This is a genomic window from Methylobacterium pseudosasicola, assembly GCF_900114535.1.
GTDB lineage: Bacteria > Pseudomonadota > Alphaproteobacteria > Rhizobiales > Beijerinckiaceae > Methylobacterium > Methylobacterium pseudosasicola.
This window is the reverse complement of record NZ_FOTK01000015.1, coordinates 96550-115515: the sequence shown is the minus strand read 5'-3', so window position 1 is coordinate 115515 and position 18966 is coordinate 96550. Positions and strand designations below refer to the sequence as shown.

At 69.1% G+C, this 18966-nt stretch carries 18 protein-coding genes and 1 tRNA gene; 11 read left to right on the top strand and 8 right to left on the bottom strand.

Features of this window, described 5'->3' with window-relative positions; genetic code table 11:
* Positions 1 to 100 precede the first annotated feature (100 nt).
* Together ubiE and leuB are read right to left on the bottom strand one after the other, a co-directional pair.
* Positions 101 to 883 carry a bifunctional demethylmenaquinone methyltransferase/2-methoxy-6-polyprenyl-1,4-benzoquinol methylase UbiE gene (gene ubiE, locus BM228_RS16080; protein ID WP_092042241.1) on the bottom strand — a complete coding sequence of 261 codons (783 nt, stop codon included), beginning with the start codon at positions 881 to 883 and terminating at the stop codon, positions 101 to 103.
* A 188-nt stretch (positions 884 to 1071) separates the two neighbouring features.
* Complete coding sequence (leuB, locus tag BM228_RS16075; RefSeq protein ID WP_092042239.1) at positions 1072 to 2181, bottom strand: 3-isopropylmalate dehydrogenase; 1110 nt, start codon at positions 2179 to 2181, stop codon at positions 1072 to 1074.
* Positions 2182 to 2592: 411 nt separating this feature from the next.
* Between leuB and BM228_RS16070 the strand changes: the two genes are divergently transcribed.
* From BM228_RS16070 to BM228_RS34695, 5 genes are all read left to right on the top strand, one after another.
* On the top strand, positions 2593 to 4158 hold the full coding sequence (locus BM228_RS16070) for a 2-isopropylmalate synthase (RefSeq protein WP_092042238.1): 1566 nt from the start codon (positions 2593 to 2595) through the stop codon (positions 4156 to 4158).
* A gap of 103 nt (positions 4159 to 4261) precedes the next feature.
* Positions 4262 to 4337: transfer RNA gene (locus BM228_RS16065), tRNA-Lys, on the top strand.
* Positions 4338 to 4604: 267 nt separating this feature from the next.
* Complete coding sequence (locus tag BM228_RS16060; RefSeq protein WP_092042236.1) at positions 4605 to 5267, top strand: hypothetical protein; 663 nt, start codon at positions 4605 to 4607, stop codon at positions 5265 to 5267.
* 667 nt (positions 5268 to 5934) lie between these two features.
* Positions 5935 to 6903, top strand: coding sequence for a helix-turn-helix domain-containing protein (locus tag BM228_RS16055; RefSeq protein WP_092042234.1), 969 nt, complete (start codon positions 5935 to 5937; stop codon positions 6901 to 6903).
* Positions 6904 to 7267: 364 nt separating this feature from the next.
* Positions 7268 to 7429, top strand: coding sequence for a hypothetical protein (locus BM228_RS34695; RefSeq protein WP_167367745.1), 162 nt, complete (start codon positions 7268 to 7270; stop codon positions 7427 to 7429).
* Between the two features lie 54 nt (positions 7430 to 7483).
* Here the strand turns inward: BM228_RS34695 and BM228_RS16045 are convergent, their stop codons facing one another.
* The 3 genes from BM228_RS16045 to BM228_RS16035 form a co-directional block, all read right to left on the bottom strand.
* Positions 7484 to 7687 (bottom strand): ribosome modulation factor, encoded by a 204-nt coding sequence (locus BM228_RS16045; protein ID WP_342030173.1) that lies wholly within the window; start codon positions 7685 to 7687, stop codon positions 7484 to 7486.
* 70 nt (positions 7688 to 7757) lie between these two features.
* Complete coding sequence (locus BM228_RS16040) at positions 7758 to 9098, bottom strand: PQQ-dependent sugar dehydrogenase (protein WP_092042230.1); 1341 nt, start codon at positions 9096 to 9098, stop codon at positions 7758 to 7760.
* Positions 9095 to 9571, bottom strand: coding sequence for a DUF2231 domain-containing protein (locus BM228_RS16035; protein ID WP_167367744.1), 477 nt, complete (start codon positions 9569 to 9571; stop codon positions 9095 to 9097). Before BM228_RS16035 ends, BM228_RS16040 begins: the two co-directional genes overlap by 4 nt.
* A gap of 286 nt (positions 9572 to 9857) precedes the next feature.
* Between BM228_RS16035 and BM228_RS16030 the strand changes: the two genes are divergently transcribed.
* Positions 9858 to 10109, top strand: a complete 252-nt coding sequence (locus BM228_RS16030) for a hypothetical protein (RefSeq protein WP_092042227.1) — start codon at positions 9858 to 9860, stop codon at positions 10107 to 10109.
* Positions 10110 to 10272: 163 nt separating this feature from the next.
* Here BM228_RS16030 and BM228_RS16025 read toward each other — a convergent pair whose 3' ends face one another.
* Positions 10273 to 10671: a PRC-barrel domain-containing protein gene (locus BM228_RS16025; RefSeq protein ID WP_092042290.1), complete on the bottom strand. Its 399-nt coding sequence runs from the start codon at positions 10669 to 10671 to the stop codon at positions 10273 to 10275.
* Between the two features lie 326 nt (positions 10672 to 10997).
* On the opposite strand from BM228_RS16025, the gene BM228_RS16020 reads away from it, so the two are divergent.
* Entirely contained in the window at positions 10998 to 11825 is an 828-nt protein-coding gene (locus tag BM228_RS16020; protein ID WP_092042225.1) for a DMT family transporter, read from the top strand.
* Positions 11826 to 11834: 9 nt separating this feature from the next.
* On the opposite strand, the gene BM228_RS16015 is transcribed toward BM228_RS16020, so the two are convergent.
* A complete protein-coding gene (locus BM228_RS16015; protein WP_092042224.1) occupies positions 11835 to 12761 on the bottom strand; it encodes a hypothetical protein in 927 nt (308 codons plus the stop codon).
* A 135-nt stretch (positions 12762 to 12896) separates the two neighbouring features.
* Between BM228_RS16015 and BM228_RS16010 the strand changes: the two genes are divergently transcribed.
* The 4 genes from BM228_RS16010 to BM228_RS15995 all read left to right on the top strand — a co-directional run bounded on the left by BM228_RS16010 (position 12897) and on the right by BM228_RS15995 (position 16834).
* On the top strand, positions 12897 to 13460 hold the full coding sequence (locus BM228_RS16010; RefSeq protein WP_092042223.1) for a nitroreductase family protein: 564 nt from the start codon (positions 12897 to 12899) through the stop codon (positions 13458 to 13460).
* A gap of 27 nt (positions 13461 to 13487) precedes the next feature.
* The gene (locus BM228_RS16005; RefSeq protein ID WP_092042221.1) at positions 13488 to 14117 is read left to right on the top strand and encodes a flavin reductase family protein; all 630 of its coding nucleotides are present in this window, start codon (positions 13488 to 13490) and stop codon (positions 14115 to 14117) included.
* Positions 14118 to 14207: 90 nt separating this feature from the next.
* On the top strand, positions 14208 to 15296 hold the full coding sequence (locus BM228_RS16000; RefSeq protein ID WP_092042288.1) for a lytic transglycosylase: 1089 nt from the start codon (positions 14208 to 14210) through the stop codon (positions 15294 to 15296).
* On the top strand, positions 15293 to 16834 hold the full coding sequence (locus BM228_RS15995; RefSeq protein WP_092042220.1) for a DUF2336 domain-containing protein: 1542 nt from the start codon (positions 15293 to 15295) through the stop codon (positions 16832 to 16834). Before BM228_RS16000 ends, BM228_RS15995 begins: the two co-directional genes overlap by 4 nt.
* A gap of 250 nt (positions 16835 to 17084) precedes the next feature.
* Here the strand turns inward: BM228_RS15995 and BM228_RS15990 are convergent, their stop codons facing one another.
* Positions 17085 to 18941 (bottom strand): glycoside hydrolase family 15 protein, encoded by a 1857-nt coding sequence (locus tag BM228_RS15990; RefSeq protein ID WP_092042218.1) that lies wholly within the window; start codon positions 18939 to 18941, stop codon positions 17085 to 17087.
* Positions 18942 to 18966: the final 25 nt, after the last annotated feature.

Here is an 18966-nt window from a genome sequence, read left to right as displayed (position 1 = left end):
GGAGGAGATGGGAGTGGTGCCGGATGCGGCGCGGCGATCCCGTCTAAACCACCCCCGGCCCCTCCCCACACGGGAGAGGGGAAAGCGCTTTGGGCCAAGATCAGGAGACCTTCCAGCCGGAATGGATCGCCACGATCCCGCCAGACAGCGGCCGGTCGGTGACGTGGCGGAAGCCGGCGCGCTCGATCATGCCACTGAACGCGCCCCGGGTCGGGAATTTCCGGATCGATTCGACCAGGTAGCGGTACGATTTGGCGTCACCGGCGACCCGGGCGCCGATCCGCGGGATCACGTGGAAGGAATAGGCGTCATAGATCTTGTCGAGCAGCGGGATGTCGACGGCGGAGAATTCCAGGCACAGGAACCGGCCGCCGGGCTTGAGCACCCGGCGCGCCTCGGCCAGCGCGGTCTCGATCCGCGGTACGTTCCGGATGCCGAAGGCGATCGTGTAGGCGTCGAAGGCGGCGTCCGGCAGCGGCAGGCTCTCGGCATTGCCGGTCACGAAGGCGATCCGGTCGCCTGCGCCCTCGACCTTGTCCTTCGCCCGCTCGGCGCCGACCCGCAGCATCGATTCGTTGATGTCGAGCACGGTGACCCGCGTCTTCGGGCCGCCCGCGGCGAGCACTCGAAACGCCACGTCTCCGGTGCCGCCTGCGACGTCGAGATGCGCGAAAGGCCGCCCCTGCGGCGGCCGTAGCATCGAGACCAGCTGCGCCTTCCAGGCCCGGTGCAGGCCCGCCGACATCAGGTCGTTCATGACGTCGTAGCGGCGGGCGACCGAGTGGAAGACGCTGTCGACGCGCCCCTGCTTCTCGTCGAGCGACACGCGCTCGAAACCGAAATCCGCGCTCTCGCGCTCCGTCGCCCCGTCCCCGGCCTTCATGACGCTCCCGATTCCTAGAGCCGTTCCCGATCGCGTTGCGCTCGGGACGGCTCTTAGTCCTTGATGTGACGCGCTCGCTGACGCCGAACCGGTAGCCACTTCGGCGGCGAGCGCTCTAAAGCCCGCGCGTCATAGCGAAGGCCGCGCCCATCCGCCATGCGTCCTATCACGCGGGCGGCGACGGATCCTCAGCCGACGCGGGCGCGCAGGGCGTCGGCCACGGCGTTCGCCATGGCGCGGGTGCCCATCGGGTTGGTGCCCTCGCCGGCGATGTCGGCGGTGCGGGCGCCACTCGCGAGGGCGTCCATGACGGCGCCATCCAGGGCGTCCGCGGCCTCGCCGAGGCCGAACGAGTAGCGCAGGCACATGGTGAGCGAGCCGATCATGGCGATCGGGTTCGCCTTGTCCTGGCCGGCGATGTCCGGGGCCGAGCCGTGGCAGGGCTCGTAGAGCGCCCGGCGCACGCCGCTGTCATCCACGGCGCCCAGCGAGGCCGAGGGCAGCATGCCGAGCGAGCCGGTGAGCATCGCGGCGAGGTCCGACAACACGTCGCCGAACAGGTTGTCGGTCACCAGCACGTCGAACTGCTTGGGCCGGCGCACCAGCTGCATGGCGCAGTTGTCGGCGAGCACGTGCTCCAGCTCGATCTGGGCGTAGTGCTCGGCATGGACCTTGGTCACGACCTCCTTCCACAGGACGCCGGACTTCATCACGTTGTGCTTCTCGGCCGAGGCCACCCGGCCCGAGCGCTTGGCCGCCAGATCGAAGGCGACATGGGCGATCCGCTCGATCTCGCCGGTGGTGTAGACCTGCGTGTCCACCGCCCGCTTGGAGCCGTCCGGCAGGGTGGTGATCTCCTTGGGCTCGCCGAAATAGACGCCGCCGGTCAGCTCCCGGACGATCATGATGTCGAGGCCCTCGACCAGCTCGCGCTTGAGCGCGGAGGCGTCGGCGAGCGCCGGGTAGCAGATCGCCGGCCGCAGGTTGGCGAACAGCTCGAGGTCCTTGCGCAGGCGCAGCAGCCCGGCCTCCGGGCGGTTCTCGTACGCGACGCCCGCCCATTTCGGGCCGCCCACCGCGCCGAGCAGGATCGCGTCCGCGGCCCGGGCGCGGGCCAGGGTCTCGTCTGAGAGCGGGCTGCCATGGGCGTCGAGGGCGCAGCCGCCAACAAGGTCCGTCTCGGTCTCGAACGTGGCGAGCCCGGTCTCCTTGAGGGCGCCGAGCACGACCTCCATGCCGCCCGCGACCTCCGGGCCGATCCCGTCGCCGGGCAGGAGCAGGAGCTTGTAGCTGGCCATGGCGGTCTCGCGGGTTCTCTCTCGACGTGCCGGCGGGCTTTATCGAGGGCGAACGGCGCTTGGCAAGGTCGCGGTCGGAACCGGGCCTTGTGTTTCCGCCACACGGGCGCTACCTCTGCCGCCCACCGCGCGGATGCCGCATCACGCCGTCCGCGCCTCACCCGGGAGAGACGAGCCTTGGCCAGAGCCGGCTCAGCGACCGAGACCGCCCGCGCCGCTCCGCCGGCGCCGCGGTCGCGTGCGCGTCGCGCCGGGCTTCGTCTTCCGCTTCTGCTTACCCGCCCCTGAGGGCCGTCCGGGCGCGCGCGCCTGGGCCTTCAGGGGATTGTCGGAACTCGCGAACTTCGAGCCCCTTTTGGGCACCCCGCCGCCCCGAGCCTTCCGCCGGGCGGCCCGCGACAGGGTAACGCCATGACCACGACCAGCAGCACCACCGCCCGCGAACGCATCGTCATCTTCGACACGACCTTGCGCGACGGCGAGCAATGCCCCGGCGCCACCATGACCCACGACGAGAAGCTGGCGGTGGCCGAGCTCCTCGACACGATGGGCGTCGACGTCATCGAGGCCGGCTTCCCGATCGCGTCGATCGGCGATTTCGAGGCCGTGTCGGAGATCGCCCGGCGCACCAAGCGCGCCACCATCGCGGGCCTCGCCCGCGCGATTCCCGGCGACATCGCCCGGGCCGGCGAGGCGGTGCGGCACGCCCAGCGCGGCCGGATCCACACCTTCGTGTCCACCTCGCCGATCCACCTCGCGCACCAGATGCGCAAGAGCCAGGACGAGGTGCTCGAGATCATCCTCAAGACCGTGGCCCAGGCCCGCGACCTCGTCGAGGATGTGGAATGGTCGGCCATGGACGCGACCCGCACGCCGATCGACTACCTGTGCCGCTGCGTCGAGGCCGCCATCAAGGCCGGCGCCACCACGATCAACCTGCCCGACACGGTGGGCTACGCCACGCCCGCCGAGTACCGCGACATGTTCGCGTCCGTGCGCGAGCGGGTGCCGAACGCCGATCAGGCGATTTTTTCGGTCCACTGCCACAACGATCTCGGCCTCGCGATCGCCAACTCGCTCGCCGGCATCGAGGGCGGCGCCCGGCAGGTCGAGTGCACGATCAACGGCATCGGCGAGCGGGCCGGCAACGCCGCGCTCGAGGAGATCGTCATGGCCCTGCGCACCCGCGCAGACGTGCTGCCCTACGAGACCGGCATCGAATCGACCATGCTGACCCGCGCCTCGAAGCTGGTAAGCCACGCCACCAACTTCCCGGTGCAGTTCAACAAGGCGATCGTCGGCCGCAACGCCTTCGCGCACGAGAGCGGCATTCACCAGGACGGCATGCTCAAGAACGCCGAGACCTACGAGATCATGACCCCGGCCTCGGTGGGCCTGACCAAGACCTCCCTGGTGATGGGCAAGCATTCCGGCCGGGCGGCCTTCCGCTCCAAGCTCGACGACCTCGGCCTGCACCTGTCCGACAACCAGTTCCAGGACGCGTTCGAGCGGTTCAAAGCCTTGGCCGACCGCAAGAAGCACGTCTACGACGAGGATATCGAGGCCCTGGTCGACGAGAATCTGGCCACCGCGCACGATCGCATCCGGCTGGTCTCGCTCTCGGTCATCGCCGGCACACGGGGGCCGCAGCGCGCGACCCTGCGCATCGCCGACGAGACCGGGACCCGGATCGAGGAGGCGGACGGCAACGGGCCGGTGGATGCCGTGTTCAACGCCATCACCGCCCTGGTGCCGCACAAGGCCGAGCTGGAGCTGTATCAGGTCCAGGCCGTCTCCGGCGGCACGGACGCCCAGGCCGAGGTCTCGGTGCGCCTGCGCGACGGCGAGCGCAGCGTCACCGCCCGCGGCGCCGATCCGGACACGTTGGTCGCCTCCGCCAAGGCCTATCTCTCGGCGCTGAACAAGCTCGCGGCCCACGCGGTGCGGGTTCATGCACAGCACGCGGCGGCGGAATAGCAAAAAACCTGCATCCGGGGGTGGACAGCCCCCGGATGCGTTGGTATCAGCCCGCCACCCCGGACGGACTTGGTGGCCACCGGGGCGGGTCGCAGACGCGATCGGGCGCATAGCTCAGTTGGTAGAGCAGCTGACTCTTAATCAGCGGGTCCTAGGTTCGAACCCTAGTGCGCCCACCAAGATTCTCGAAGACTTCTTCTGAAAATTCCGGCTGCGAACCGCGCCGGTGCTCTGTGTGGGTTGTTTTCATGCCCCGTCTCCGGCGGCATGATGCCTGGCGTTGGGCGGCCATCGCCGCGCCCGCACTTATCCGCGACGAAATCAAAACTTGTGCGATAGCGCCAAGGATAATTGCTATCGCCTGATCAATCCAGATGTCGTAACTATCTCCGCCTGAATATGGTCTAGCCGTCGCATGTCGACGGCAGAACGCGGAGAAATGTCGTTTGGTTCGTTTCGCCTCGATTGTCGCCGCGGCCGGGGTTGGCGCCCTGGTGACGTGCGGGTCCGCGTGGGCGGGATCGGAGATCACCGTCGCGGCGATCGCGACGGGCCGGCTCTACATCGTCGGGACGACGGACGGTCCGCGCAAATCCGTGATGCTGGAGAACAAATTCCGCACCGAGTCGGATGACAAGGGCACGTTCCAGTACGAGCTGATCTACCATCCGGCCCGGTGCATCGTCTCCGCAACGATCGACGGCAAGACCGTCGAGGCGGTCGTCAGCAATTGCAGCCAGAATTGTGAGGTCGTCCCGCAGAGCGCAGCCGCCAGCCCGGCCGCGCTTGTGCCGGTGCCGGGACAAGCGGCGCCCGGGGCCGCCGCGGGCCGGACGCCGCCGCCACGGCAGCCACAGCGCAACCGGGCCGCCATCGCGACGCCGCCGGCCCGGACCGGTCCGGCAACCGAGCCGTCCGCACCCCCTGCCGGTCAACGGGTTGGTGCTCCGGACAGGGCCCGGATCGAGCGGCCACCGAGCCCGCCACAGCGGTCCGTTAGCCCAGCGCCGCCGCAGGCCCGAGCCGTCCAACCGGCCAAGCCGGCCCGGAAGCCCCGGCCAGCGCCGCGAGAGGCGCCAGACGATGGCGGGCCGCCGATCGCCGATTGATCGGGCGTTCTCCCACCGGCCGCGCGCCATCGCTTCTCCCGTTGGTCGGCGCCGCGCCCTCCATGCGGCGATCCAGCCGACGGCGCCGCCCATCGCGGGAGCTGGCCTCGAAAAACCCGCGGCGCCCAGGGAGGACCGGAGGTCCGGGCAGCTTCGGAAGCCTCGAAACCTGCATCACCCGACCCCGACGCCCCTCCGTGCAAGGATCGAACGGGCCAATGCGATCGGCAAAAGGCGCCGATCGCGCCCTGATCCAAACACCTTGAAAGGGCTGCCCGCATCACCGGCGCCCGAGCCCGCGGGACTGTGAGGGCGCGACGCAGAACGGAACGCCGGCGCGGCCGTCATCGCCTTAGCGAAACACAGTTTATGAAGCCGGCAATGGACATCGACGTTCTGCGCGACTCGGATCTCTGGGCGAAGCGATCGTTCACCGCGACATTTTAACCCATATGAAAATAGCGACTTCAGTTAACGTATATATCTCTAATTAGCTCTATATTCACATCATTAATTCTGCATATCTGCAATAAATTTTGACGATTGAAGCGATATCATACTGCAACCTGTAATTAGCAACTTGCCCTGTCGGCGCTACCATTTCCGAGGAAGGCGAGAGATAATCGACCGATCCTAAATTCGAAATAACGGATCGACCTTCACCTCGATGAAGATCATTTTTTCGGCCCACGAAGAAGAATCGGATACGAATTTCCAACTCTGGAAAGATTTTGCTCACGATCGACTGATGCCGGCCGAGCTGTATCGGATCGATGATGGTGTATTTCGTGGCCTATTCGAAGGTACCGATCTCGGATCGTTGCTGATCACCCGTTCGACGTTCAGCGCCGTCCGCGTCGAGTCGACACCGACCACGCTTCGTCGGAACGACAAGCGGGACACCTTAGCCGTCACGATCAAGCTGGCCGGCACCTCGAGTTGCGAGCAGTTCGGACGCCAGGCCACCGTGCAGCCCGGCGAGATCATGGTCTTGGATCGGGCCAGTCCCTCCGTCCGGCAGACATCCGGATCGTCCCGGTCCCTGCTGCTGGAAATTCCACGCGCGCGCATGGAGAACCTTCTCGGCGACGCGCGCCACTTCTCGGCCCTCACCATCGGGGCGGATCTCGGCAGCACCAAACTGGTGACGACGTTCTTGGATACGCTGCTGCGGGTCGAGAACGCCTTCACGCCCGATGGGGCCGCGCGGATGTCGGCGATCGCCGTGGACCTGATCGCGGCCAGCATCGCCGAGCGCTTGGCCAAGGACGTGCCCAAGCCCCTGCACGGCACCGTCGTGGTCCAACGCGCCAAGGCCTATGTCGAGGCGAATCTGGGCGACTCCTCCCTCGATCCGCCCAAACTGGCGACGGCGGTGGGGGTGTCGCTGCGCCGGCTCCAGGAACTCTTCCAGGAACAGGGCGAGCACATTGCGGACTGGATCTGGCAACGCCGCCTGGAGACCGCAGCCAAGCGCCTGACCGATCAGGGCTGCCGTCATCTTTCCATTGGCGTTCTGGCCTTCGGCTGCGGATTTGCCAGCCAAGCCCATTTTTCCCGCCGGTTCCGGGACCGATACGGGATGGCGCCGAGCGACTTCCGGCATCTGGCCGACGCGGCCCATTCAAATGCTTAAGCCTCGTCCGGGCCGGGGCCTGAACGCGAAGTTCGAGACGCGCCCGACGAAGAACCATCAGGTCACGTCCCAGGTGTGCCGGAGCACGCCCATCCTGAAAGCTTGGGCATACATCAGGGTCACACCGCGAAACCAGTCGCGGACCTGATGGAGACTTCCGATGACCCTCGTTGCCCGCCTCGCCCTCGCCGCCGCCGCGACCATCGCCACCGTCGCGATCCTGGCCGGCACCTATGTCCAGGCCATGAGCCTCGCCCTGCCGGCCCACTTCGCTTGATGTCGGCGGGTCTCGGCGAGGGAGCGCCGATTTACCGAGCGCTCCCTCGCCTCTGAACGACACAGCTCCGCATTCGGGGAGCCCGCGATGCACGCGCTCATGAACGCAGTCCTCACCGGCGCCACCGGGGTCGCCGACGCACTGGCCGATCTCCTCGATAATATTCTGATCGGCTTCGGACAGGCTGCCCCGCTCATCGCGCCGGGCGAAGACTATCGTCTCGAAGACCCTCGAGCCCCCACGCCGTAGCGGAACCACCCACCGCGGGCGCCACGACTTCGCCGGACATTCCGGTATTCCGACCTACGATGACGGCGCTCGATCGGCCCCGTCGATCGCCGCGCTGGCGGCCTGGTCCTGCCCCTCCCGATCGGGAATCTGGTAGCCGCGCTCCCAGCTGCCGTGTGCGTCCGAGTCCTCCGGATACGGGTTGGCCGTGATCGGGTCGCCGCGGTCCCGGGCGTGACGCCCCTCGTCGCTGATCGCGGTGGGTGAACGGGTCGACATCGTCACGGCACAGCCCTCCCGGTTAGGATTCTGGTTCGGCCAGAGGCTTTTCGAGGCGGCGCCACACCGATTACCGGATGATCGCCGCCGGCCCGGCTTCGGAGCGCGCACCGGATCCGGTGACGCGCCACACCGTGCCGCCGGCATCGTCGGCGATGAGCAGGCCGCCCTGCGCATCAACCGCCAGCCCCACCGGCCGGCCGCGGGCCTGCTTGTCGGCATTGACGAAGCCGGTGACCACGTCCTGGGCCTTGCCGGCCGGCTTGCCGTTCTCGAACGTGACGAAGACCACCTTGTAGCCGTTGAGCGGATCGCGGTTCCAGCTGCCGTGCTCGCCTACGAAGGCGCCGCTCCGGTAAGCCTGCGGTAGGCCGTTGCCGGTGGCGAACGCCATCCCGAGCGGGGCGACGTGCGAGCTCAGCGAGTAGTCCGGCATGATCGCCTGGGCGACCAGTTCGGGGCGCTGCGGCATCACCCGCGGATCGATGTGATTGCCCCAGTAGCTGTACGGCCAGCCGTAGAAGCCGCCCTCCTTCACCGAGGTCATGTAATCCGGCACCAGATCGGGACCGAGCTCGTCGCGCTCGTTAACGACGCACCAGAGCACCTTGGTCTGCGGCTCGAAGGTCAGGCCGTTCGGGTTGCGCAGGCCGGTGGCGTAGAGCCGGTGGGCGCCGGTCGCCCGGTCGATCTCCCAGATCGCCGCGCGGTCCGTCTCTTCATCAATGCCGTTCTCGGTGACGTTGCTGTTCGAGCCGACGCCGGCATAGAGCTTGGTCCCATCTGGGCTGGCGGTCAGGCTCTTGGTCCAATGATGGTTGATCCGGCCGGCCGGCAGCTCGGTGAGCTTGGTGCCGGGTTCGGTGATCTGCGTCGCCCCGGTCTTGTAGGGGTAGCGCATCACCGCGTCGGTGTTGGCGACGTAGAGATCGTCGCCGACCAGCGCCATGCCGAAGGGCGCGTTCAGCGTGTCGATCAGGACGGTGCGCAGTTCGGCCACGCCGTCGCCATCGGCATCGCGCAACAGGGTGATGCGCTGGCCGGGCTTCTCCGGTGGATGGGACAGGCCCTCGAGCCAGCCCATGATGATTTCCTTGGGCCGGTTGATCGGTGGGGTCGGGCCGCCGCTCTCCGCCACGAGCACGTCGCCGTTGGGCAGGACCAGGAGCGAGCGGGGGCTCTTGAGACCGGTGGCCAGGGCCTTCACCTGAAATCCGGTCGCGACCTGTGGGGTCTCGCCGTCCTTCCAGCCGACCGAGCGGGAGACGTGCATCGGCGGGAGCAGGTACTGGTGCAGTTCGGGCAGGGGCGGGTTCGGCCCGATCTGGGTCTGCGGGTCGATCGGATCCGGTCCGCACGCGGCCAGCGGCAGCAGGACGGCCCCGGCGAGGAGGTGGTGAAGCCGGCTCATGCGCGCTCTCCCGGCTGGACGCCGACTCGGTGACGATGGATCAGCGCCGCGCCGTTCCAGCCGGTGACGATCAGGATCAGGACGACCGCTGCCGAGAGGATTAAGCCGGTCGGCACGACGGAGGTGTAGGCGTCGCGGCTGTGCACGAAGGCGTTGACGATGGCGAGGCTCAGCGCCAGCGCGTTGCCGACTGCATGGATCCAGGCGGGCCGGAGCCGCCGGATACTCCGATCCCCGAAGAAGTCGATTGCGCCGGCGAGGCCCGCGAAGACCGAAGCCACCAGCCCGACGGTCAGAAGCCAGACCGAAAAGTTGGCCCATTGCATGTTGGCCGTCGACCAATACGCGACATCGGTCAAGAGAGTCCCGACGAAGCAGACGATCGGGATCGGCACAAGCATCGGATGAATGGGATGACCGGCGATGCTGGCGGTCGATCGCGGGTACATTTCGGACACAGCGATCCTCGTCATACGATCACATCGTTCAGCGATGATTCTACCGCGCGCCGACGCAAAGGTTCCGCGCTCGGCGTCCCTGCGACATGGCAAGCCGCCGGGATGTGGGCGCCTGTTCGATACGTAACGGCGGGCCCGGGTCGCGCGACCGAGCGGCGTGCGGCCCCGCACCGTCAAACGCTGAACGCTGTGCCGTTTTCTAAAACCGCCGAGCGGCACCACTATTGCCGAGTCGGAAGCGCATCGCCACATCTTGTCTCATTCGCGGACAAGCGGCGGAATGCAGTCCAGGATTGATCCAATGACCGCTGCAACAGTTGAAAAGCCGCTCGATGTCGGTGGGCCGATCAGCCGCCGGGCATCCGCGCTCGCCAACGTCAAATGGTTTCGTGCCCTGGCCTGGCGGGTGCTGCGCGACGGCGGCCCGCAAGCCGCGCTCCGCGCCGCCAACGCCCGCGCGGCGGCCCGCATCATCCTCCGCCAGGCGAAGCGCGACGCGCTCGTGAGCCAGATGGCACGGGAGGCGTTGCAGGGGGATCGGATATCGTCCTAACCGGTGCTCGGCTGTCCGCCGCTAATCCCGGCTCGAACGCACCGATCGAAGGGGCGAGTCTTCTGTCTCAGACTGCGTCACCCTGTTCGTCATCTGAACACGTCCATCTGAGGGGCTGCCGACAACGGTTTCGATCCGTCTTCGGCAGCCCAGCGCGAGAAGCTCAGCGCTTGAACTTGCCGTCGTACTTGAACTCCGGCGCGGACTTCAGCTGCTCCTTGGTGGCGCCGATGATCGCCTTCCACTTCTTCGCGTCGGCATCGTAGCCGAGGGCAATAGAGGACGGCGCGACGGCGACATAGTGCTCGCCCATGCCGAGGAAGCCGCCCACCGAGACGATGTAGCCGACGAGCTTTTCGTGAACGATCGCGAGGTCCTTGATCTCGCCGACGGTATTGTTCTGCGCGTCAGTGATGTTGAGACCGATCAGGTTGTAGCTCAGCACCGCGTCCTGCGGCACGCTCTCGAACTTGGGGGCCACGGTCGGAGGCGTGTCGTTGGCTGCGAGGGCAGGTCCGGCCAGGGCGGCGGCGGCGAGAGTAGCGAGGACGAGGCGGCGCATCAGGATCTCCGGGGGCCCGGAATGGGCGCGTGAGAATGGCGCGCCGAAGCCCATCGTTCCGCCCCCTCGCAGAAATGTTAATGCGCGGAACATGGAACCAGGCTGCTGCATCCGTGGGCGGCCTCGATTGTCCTGTGCGGCGGCCGGGACAGTTTGGTCCTCTGGAGCCCCAACCGTCCCTGGCCCACCGCGCCCGCGGGACGCATGCCCCAACCGGATATGGCTGGGAGATTGGCGTCGTGAAGCAGGGTGAGATTTTGGCGCAAGCGCCTGAATGCGCGACCGAGGGGGGCGTCTTGCGGCACCCGGGCGCCTGGATCGACGGGATGATCGGCGTCGCGATCTTCAGCGCCTCCCTGGCGGCGACGCGCTTGGCGCTCACCGGCATGGACGCGCTGTTCCTCAGCGCCGCGCGAGCGGCCCTTGCCGGGCTGGCGGGAGCAGCCGCGCTGCTGATCCTCCGGGAGACGTGGCCGCGCGGGCGCGATCTCGGCGCGCTCGCGATCGTGGCCGGCGGGGTCGTGGTCGGCTTCCCGCTCCTGACCGCGCTGGCGCTGCGCACCGTGGGCGCCGCGCATGGGACCGTCTTCGTCGGCTTGTTGCCGCTTTCGACCGCCTTGTTCGGCGCCCTGCGCTCGGGCGAGCGGCCGTCCGCGGCCTTCTGGGTCCTGTCGGTGCTGGGCGCCCTCGTGACGGTGGGCTTCGCCGCCCGCGGGCTCGATGGGCCGCCGGGACCGGGCGATGCCTTCATGCTCGCGGCGATCCTGGTCTGCGGGCTCGGCTATGCCGAGGGCGGGATCCTGGCGCGGCGGCTCGGCGGCTGGCAGGTGATCGCCTGGGCGACGGTGCTGTCGCTGCCGCTCTCCCTGCCGCTGGCGCTGATCCTGAGCCCGGCCGATCCCGGCGCAATCCCGCTCCCGGCCTGGGCCGGCCTCGGCTACGTGGCTCTGTTCAGCATGCTGATCGGGTTCGTATTCTGGTATCGGGCGCTCGCCCGGGGCGGCATCGCGGCGATCGGGCAGCTCCAGCTGCTGCAGCCATTCCTGGGGCTCGGCGTCGCCGCCCTGGTTCTCGGCGAGCGGATCGAGCCCGCGATGATCGCCGCGGCCCTTCTGGTCGCAGCCTGCGTGGCCCTGGCACGTAGGCTGGCCTGACCCAAACGCTCAGCCGGCCTTGGCCACCACCTCGATGTCCCGGTCGAGCCCGCTCTCGACCTTGAACTCGCGGGTATAGACCTGCCCGTCATGGCGGGCGATCAGCACGTAGTCGCCCTCGGCCAGGGTCACTTGCGGGAAGGCGCCGATCGCCTCGCGGATCGTGTCGCCGCCGGGCGTCAGCACCGAGAAGGCGGTGCCGGCATAGGCCTCGGCCCCGGGGGCGGCCACGAGCTTCAGGGTGACGGTGGCGGCGCGGTGGTTGAGGGTCGCCTCGGTGACCTTGCCGTTTTCGACCCGCAGGTCGGCGCGCTGGATCGCGTTCGATTCCCCGTAGGTCGAGACCACGTGATAGGTGCCCTCGGGCAGGCGCAGGATCTCCCCGGCCTTGATGCCGGAGCGCACCAGCCGGCCCTCGGAATTGGTCCCCACCGGCACGAACACCGAGAACGAGACCTGCGCGGCCGGGATTTTCTGGTCGCCCACGGCGCCTGCGAGCTTCAGGGCGCCGGCAGCGACCCGGAGGGTGTCGGTGGCCGGCTGGCCACCCATCACGATCCGCTTCGAAGCGCTGGCGAAACCGTAGGTCACGGTCGCCACATAAGCGCCGGGGGGGAGGGTGAAGTTCGGCTCCGCCTCCGTGGAGCGGCCCACGATCGACGGCCGGGTGCCGTCGCCACGATCCTCGTAGATCCGCCAGGCCAGCCCCTGGCGCAGGGGCACGCCCGCGCCGGACAGGAGCGCCGACAGGGACAGCTGCGCCTCCGGCTCCGCCGGCGGCATGCTGGGCGGCAGGGTCGGGCTGGTGATCGACGGGGAGGGCAGGGGATCGCCGAGGCGGTTCTGGAACACGCCCTGCTGCGCGAACGCGCTCGCCGGCAGGAGATGGGCCGGCAAGAGAATTGCCACCGCCATCGCGGCAAGCCTCGTGCGCATCGGTCGAATCCTCATCAAGCCGTATCCGGTTTCGGCTGTGCCTCCGGACCATGGCGGCGGCAAGGCCGCACGCTCTTCCACCGCCGGGCCGTGCATGCCACATCCGGATCCCGATTTCCCAGCGGGACAGGACGCATGAACGCCACCCTCGACCTCCTGACGACGCGCCGCTCGGTGCCGCCCCTGCTGCTCGACGGCCCGGGGCCGGACCGCGCCCAGCTCGAGACCATCCTGACCGTCGCCGCCCGGGTGCCCGACCACGGCAAGCTGGCGCCCTGGCGATTCATCGTCATCGCGGACGCGGCCCGGGAGCGGGTCGGCGAGACCATCGCGGCGACCTTTCTGGCCGACAATCCCGAGGCGACCCCCGAGCGGCTCGCCCAGGAGCGTAACCGCCTGATGCATGCGCCGGTGGCCGTCGCGGTGGTCTCGCGCGTCGGGCCGCATGTGAAAATCCCCGAATGGGAGCAACTGCTCTCGGTGGGCGCGGCCACCATGAACCTCGTGATCGCGGCCAATGCCTCGGGCTTCGCCACGTCCTGGCTGACCGAATGGTATGCCTACGATCGCCGGGTGCTGGATGCGTTGGGCCTCGCGCCATCCGAAAAACTCGCCGGGTTCGTGCATATCGGCCGGGCGCGCGAGGTGCCGTCCGATCGGCCGCGACCGAGTCTTTCCGAGATCGTGACCTATCTCTGAGTGCGATTGGTCTCAGAAGGCGCACCCGTGCATTACGATCTCGAAGCCCCGCGCGAGGCGCGCGCCCTGCCGCACAACCCCCTGAAGGCGATCGTCGCGCCGCGGCCGATCGGCTGGATCAGCGCCATGAGCCGGGAGGGCAAGCTCAACCTCGCGCCGTACTCGTTCTTCAATGCGGTGGCGGACAACATGGTGGCGTTCTCGTCCTCGGGCCGGAAGGACGCCATGACCTTCGCCGAGGAGGGCGCCGAATTCGTCTGCAGCCTGGCGACCTGGGACCTGCGCGACGGGATGAACGATTCCTCGGCGCCGCTACCGCGGGGCGAGAGCGAGTTCGCCTTCGCGAAGCTCGAGACCGCTCCCTCGCAGAAGGTGCGCCCGCCCCGGGTGGCGGCCTCGCCCGCCGCCCTCGAATGCCGGTGGCTGCAAACCGTCCCGCTGGTGCCGCTGGGCGGCGGTGAGGCCGAGAATTTCCTAGTGATCGGGCAGGTGGTGTCGATCTACGTCGACGAGTGCTTCGTCACGGACGGCATGGTCGACACGGCGGCGATGCATCCGATCCTGCGCGGCGGCTATTACGACTACTTCCGCGCCACCGCCGACACCCGGTTCCAGATGCGCCGTCCGAAGGGCGCGGCCGAGTTCACCGGGTCCTGAAACCGGATACCGCGGCGCAACTCCAATTGAGGAGTTGTTTACCATAAGCGGCGCAGGTTCACGGTGTCCTCAGACCCCGTGCGCGCCCGGATGTTCCTGTTCACCACGCCGTCCAGCCCACCGGAGAGCAGCCCGCCCGCGCAAGCACGGGCGGGCTCGGGCGCGGCCGTGTCCGGGCCGGTGGTCCAGGCGATCCGCGACGGCGCGATGGCGAGCGGCGTCGGCTTCGATTACCTCCTGGCCACAGCCCGGCGGGAATCCGCCCTCGACCCCGCCGCCAAGGCCGGGACCTCCTCGGCCACCGGCCTGTTCCAGTTCATCGAGCAGACCTGGCTCGGGGTGATGAAGAATGCCGGGCCGAAGCTCGGCCTCCAGGCGCATGCGGACGCGATCACCCGGCAGCCGGACGGCACCTACACCGTCCCAGATGCCGACCAGCGCCAGGCGATCCTCGATCTGCGGCGCGATCCCAAGATCTCCGCGACGCTGGCCGGCGCCCTGACCCAGCAGAATTCCGATGCGCTCGCCGCGGCGCTCGGGCGCGAGCCCACCTCGGGCGACCTCTACGCGGCCCATGTCCTGGGGGCCAAGGGAGCGGCCGCGCTGATCTCCACCGCCCGCGCCTTCCCGGCCCGGGCCGCCGCCCTCGACCTGCCGGAGGCGGCCGCCGCCAACCGGGCTCTGTTCTACGACCGGGCTGGCCGGCCCCGCAGCGCCGCCGAACTCTATGCCAGCCTATCCGCCGCCGCACAGGGCGCCGCCGCCACCGATCTGACAGCCCTGCGCCAGGACGGCGCCCCGGCGACGCAGGCGGCCACGGCCTATGCCAGCGCGGCCACCGCGTTCGGCGGCACCTCCGACCTGCGCAGCCTGTTCCAAACCGACCAGCGCGGCACGGCGTCGGACGCAGCGGCGCGCCTCTGGCAGGCCCGCAACGCAGCGCCGCCGACCCAGCACGCCGCGCCGACCTATTTCCCGCGTTCGGGCGCCGAAGCCCCGGCCAGCCTCGCCGCGATCGAACCGGCGACCACCGGCGCCCTGACCGCGCCGGCGCCGACGCCTGCCGGTGCCGCCCTCGTCAATCCGCCGCTGCCGCCCCGTCGCCCGACCGAATTCGCCGGAGCGGGATCCAACACCGGCATCAGGACCAGCCTGTTCGCCCCCCGGAGCGGCCCATGATCATCCGCGAGTTCCTGGCCTGGACCCAGAACGCCTCGGCCGGCCGCCGGGCCGAAGCCACGACGGCGCTAGCGCGGGCGTACCTCTACGGCGACCTCTCCGCCGACGAGGCCTGGGAGGCCAAGACCGCGCTGCTGTCGCTGCTGGACGACCCGTCGCCGGTGGTCCGCCGGGCGCTCGCCGAGACCTGCGCGGCCTCCGCGCGGACGCCCCGGCCCCTGGTGGTCGCTCTGTCCTGCGACGTGCCCGAAGTAGCGCGCTTGGTCCTGGCGCGCTCGCCGGTTCTGACCGATGCGGATCTGGTCGATGCCGCGGCTCTCGGCGACGAGGCCACCCGGGCGGTGATCGCCGCCCGCCATCATCTCTCGCACGCAGTCTCGGGGGCGCTGGCCGAGATCGGCGAGCTGGATACCCTGGTCGTGCTCGCCGGAAATCCGACAGCAAAAATCACCGCCGGCCGGATGCTGCGCATGATCGAGCGCCGGGGCGACGAGGCCGCTCTCCGCGAGGCGTTGTTGCGCCGCTCCGACCTGCCGCCGAAGGTGCGCTACGCCATCGGCCTCGCGGTGGCCGAGGCGCTGTCGCTGTTCGTCACCGACCGCGGCTGGCTCGGCAACGAGCGTTGCGACCGGATGCGGCGCGAGGCGGGCGAGCGCGTGGCCCTGGAGGCCTGCGAGCAGTCCGGCGCCGCCGGGGTGGCGCGCCTCGTGACGCATCTGCGCACGGCCCGCCAGCTCACCGCCGGCCTGATCCTGCGGGCCGTGCTTTCAGGCCGGACCGACTTCGTGCAGGCGGCGCTGGCCGATCTGTCGGGCCAGGATCATGCCGGGATCGCCCGGGCCATGCGGGATCCGCGGTCCTTCGCCGAGTTGCACCGGAAGGCCGGGCTTCCGGACGCGCTGCTGCCGGCGATGCAGGCGGCGCTCGCCGCCCGTCAAGCCGCCGCCGGACCGAGCGGTCTGCGCGGCACCGGCCTGTCGCGCCGGATGATCGAATCCGCCATCGACGCCTGCACCGATCTGCCGGCGCCGGAGATGCACGCGGTGGTCGCCCTGCTGAACCGCTACGAGGCCGAGGCCGCCCGGGACGAGGCCCGCGAAGTCGCCCGCGCCGTCGCGGCCGAAGCCATGACCCGGGAAGCCGCCCGCCGCGAAGCCGCGGCCGCGGATGCCGCTTGGCGGACCGCCCTGGAAATTCAGCGGCGCACCGCGTTCGAGCCGGTGAGCGTTGTCGAACCCGTCGCGGTCGTGCCGGTCGAGAGCGGCGATCCGGTGGTGGTCGAAGTTGCGATCGTCGCGGAAACGGAGTCCGAGCCGGCGACGCCCGAGCTGCCCAACCCGATCGGCGCGATCCTCGACGCGCTGCCCGAACAGATCCTCGCCTGGTACCGCACGGAGCCGAAGGAAGAGGATCCGGAGGTTCAGGCCGCCATGCAGGAAGTCCTCGACGGGCTCGGTGCCGACCTGCTGGACCAGTTCCGCGCCAGCCGCGACACCGCGGATACGGGATCGGACGAGGCGATCCGGATCGCGGCCTGACCTCGGCCAGAAACCGAGCGCTGGTCTACACAACCCGCTCCGTCATTCCGGGGCCGCGAAGCGGAGCCCGGAATCCAGAAACACAGGTGTCGCATAGCCTTATGCCGTCGGCGGCTCTGGATTCCGGGCTCGCCTGCGGCGCCCCGGAATGACGGTATAGAAGCTTCCGCATCCCTCTGACGTCCAGGCCGTTGGGCGGATTGGAAGCCCCTCGGCGCAGACGGGGCGGCGGGTGCGTCCGAAAAACGGCCTATTCCGCCGCCCGCTGCTCCATCGCATCCACCAAACCAAACCGCTCGATGCTGTCCTCCAGCCGCAAGGCCGCGTTGATCAGCGCCATATGGGAAAAGCCCTGGGGCATGTTCCCGCGCTGCTCGCCGGTGGCGGCGTCGATCTCCTCGGCGAATAGCCCGAGATCGTTGCCTCGGGCGATCAGTCGCTCGAACGCGTCCTTGGCCTCCCGGGTGCGCCCGTCGAGTGCGAGACAGCCGACCCGCCAGAACGCGCAGGCCGTGAACGTGCCCTCGTCGCCCTTCAGGCCGTCATCCATCCGGTAGCGGTAGATCAGGTCGCCGTCGCCGAGTTCCCGCTCGATCGCCGCGAGGGTGGAGCGGGTGCGCGAGTCGGACGGGTCCAGGGCCCCGAATAGGGCGACGCGCAGCACGGCCGCGTCGAGGTGATGCGAGTCGTAGGCGCCGGTATAGGCCTGCTTCTCCGGGTTCCAGCCCCTATCCAGATATTCCGCCCGGACCTCGGCGGCGATCCGCTCCCACGCGGCGATCTTCTCCGCGGGGACGCCTTTGATGTTGCGGCCGATCCGGGCGGCGTCGGTCAGCGCCACCCAGATCATCGCTTTGGTGTGGACCTGGTGGCGCGGCCCGGTCCGCAATTCCCAGATGCCATTATCGGCGTCGTGCCGGTGGCGAATCGCCCGGGCGGTGAGGTTGTCGAGCACTTCGGGCAAGCGGTCGTTGACCTTCTCGGGCGGGTCGTAATCCACAGCCTCCAGGAACACGCAGAGCGCCCGCAGCAACTCGCCGTAGATATCGTGCTGATCCTGCGCCTCGGCGAGATTGCCGATCACCACCGGGCCGACGCCGTCCCAGCCGGCGAGGTGGTCCAGCACTTCCTCCGAGGGCATGCCGTCGCTGATGCCGTACATCAGCTTGGTGTCGCGCCCGTAGGACCCGTCCCGCTCGCGCAGGAAGCGCAGGAACTCCGCCGCCTCGCGGACATAGCCCAGCATCACGAAGGCGGTGACCGTGAAGGCGGCGTCGCGCATCCAGGTGAAGCGGTAATCGTAGTTGCGGTCGCCGGGGACCGCCTCGGGCAGCCCTGCCGTGGCGGCCGCCACGATGCCGCCCGTGGGGGAGTAGGTGAGAAGCTTCAGGCACAGGGCCGAGCGCATCACCACGTCCCGGTAGGCGCCCCGATAGGAGCTGCGGGCGCTCCAGCGGCGCCAATATTCGGTGGTGGTCTCCAGGCGGCGCTGGGCGCCGGCGAAATCGTCGATGCAGGCGTCCTCGTTGTCCTCGCCATGGGTCAGGACCAGGTAGGCGGTCTCGCCCGCGGCGAGGCTGAACCGGACTTCCGCTTCGTCGCCCGCCAGGTCCGGCTGCGGGAAGGCGTTGACGCGCACGCGCCAATCCCCGGCCTCGAACAGGACGGACCTCCCTTCCACGATCGGCGTGCAGGGGCGGCGGGCATAATCGAAGGTCGGGCGCACCACGAACCGGCCGGTGATCTCCCCGCTCTCGCAGGTGAGCAACCGGATCAGCCGGCTCTCGCCCTCGCCATCCGGGCCCTCGTCGGGTTCAGGGCTCGGCGGGTTGACCGGCATGACGTCGAGCAGCCGGGCGCGCCCTGTGGCGGTGGTGAAGGTGGTCTCCAGGATGTTGGTGTCGGGCAGGTAGCGACGCGCGGTGGCTTCCAGCCCGTCGAAGGCGAGGCTGCACGCGCCGCCCTTGTCGTCATCCAGGAGCTTCAGGAACAGCGCCGGCGAGTCGTGGCGCGGCCAGCACAGCCAGTCGATCGAGCCGTCCCGGGCGATCAGGGCGCAGGAATGGGTATCACCGATGAGGGCGTAATCGCTGATGGGCTTTGACACGGGGCTTCCGAATGGCGGCTGCGCC

Excerpts from the sequence above, each read along its gene's own strand:
- BM228_RS16025 (WP_092042290.1), bottom strand. The coding sequence starts at position 10,671 with ATGCGCCGCCTCGTCCTCGCTACTCTCGCCGCCGCCGCCCTGGCCGGA.
- BM228_RS16035 (WP_167367744.1), bottom strand. The coding sequence starts at position 9,571 with ATGACGAGGATCGCTGTGTCCGAAATGTACCCGCGATCGACCGCCAGC.
- ubiE (WP_092042241.1), bottom strand. The coding sequence starts at position 883 with ATGAAGGCCGGGGACGGGGCGACGGAGCGCGAGAGCGCGGATTTCGGT.
- BM228_RS15995 (WP_092042220.1), top strand. The coding sequence starts at position 15,293 with ATGATCATCCGCGAGTTCCTGGCCTGGACCCAGAACGCCTCGGCCGGC.
- BM228_RS16055 (WP_092042234.1), top strand. The coding sequence starts at position 5,935 with ATGAAGATCATTTTTTCGGCCCACGAAGAAGAATCGGATACGAATTTC.
- BM228_RS16045 (WP_342030173.1), bottom strand. The coding sequence starts at position 7,687 with ATGTCGACCCGTTCACCCACCGCGATCAGCGACGAGGGGCGTCACGCC.
- BM228_RS16000 (WP_092042288.1), top strand. The coding sequence starts at position 14,208 with ATGTTCCTGTTCACCACGCCGTCCAGCCCACCGGAGAGCAGCCCGCCC.
- BM228_RS16020 (WP_092042225.1), top strand. The coding sequence starts at position 10,998 with ATGATCGGCGTCGCGATCTTCAGCGCCTCCCTGGCGGCGACGCGCTTG.
- BM228_RS34695 (WP_167367745.1), top strand. The coding sequence starts at position 7,268 with ATGCACGCGCTCATGAACGCAGTCCTCACCGGCGCCACCGGGGTCGCC.
- BM228_RS16040 (WP_092042230.1), bottom strand. The coding sequence starts at position 9,098 with ATGAGCCGGCTTCACCACCTCCTCGCCGGGGCCGTCCTGCTGCCGCTG.
- BM228_RS16070 (WP_092042238.1), top strand. The coding sequence starts at position 2,593 with ATGACCACGACCAGCAGCACCACCGCCCGCGAACGCATCGTCATCTTC.
- BM228_RS16015 (WP_092042224.1), bottom strand. The coding sequence starts at position 12,761 with ATGCGCACGAGGCTTGCCGCGATGGCGGTGGCAATTCTCTTGCCGGCC.
- leuB (WP_092042239.1), bottom strand. The coding sequence starts at position 2,181 with ATGGCCAGCTACAAGCTCCTGCTCCTGCCCGGCGACGGGATCGGCCCG.
- BM228_RS16010 (WP_092042223.1), top strand. The coding sequence starts at position 12,897 with ATGAACGCCACCCTCGACCTCCTGACGACGCGCCGCTCGGTGCCGCCC.
- BM228_RS16030 (WP_092042227.1), top strand. The coding sequence starts at position 9,858 with ATGACCGCTGCAACAGTTGAAAAGCCGCTCGATGTCGGTGGGCCGATC.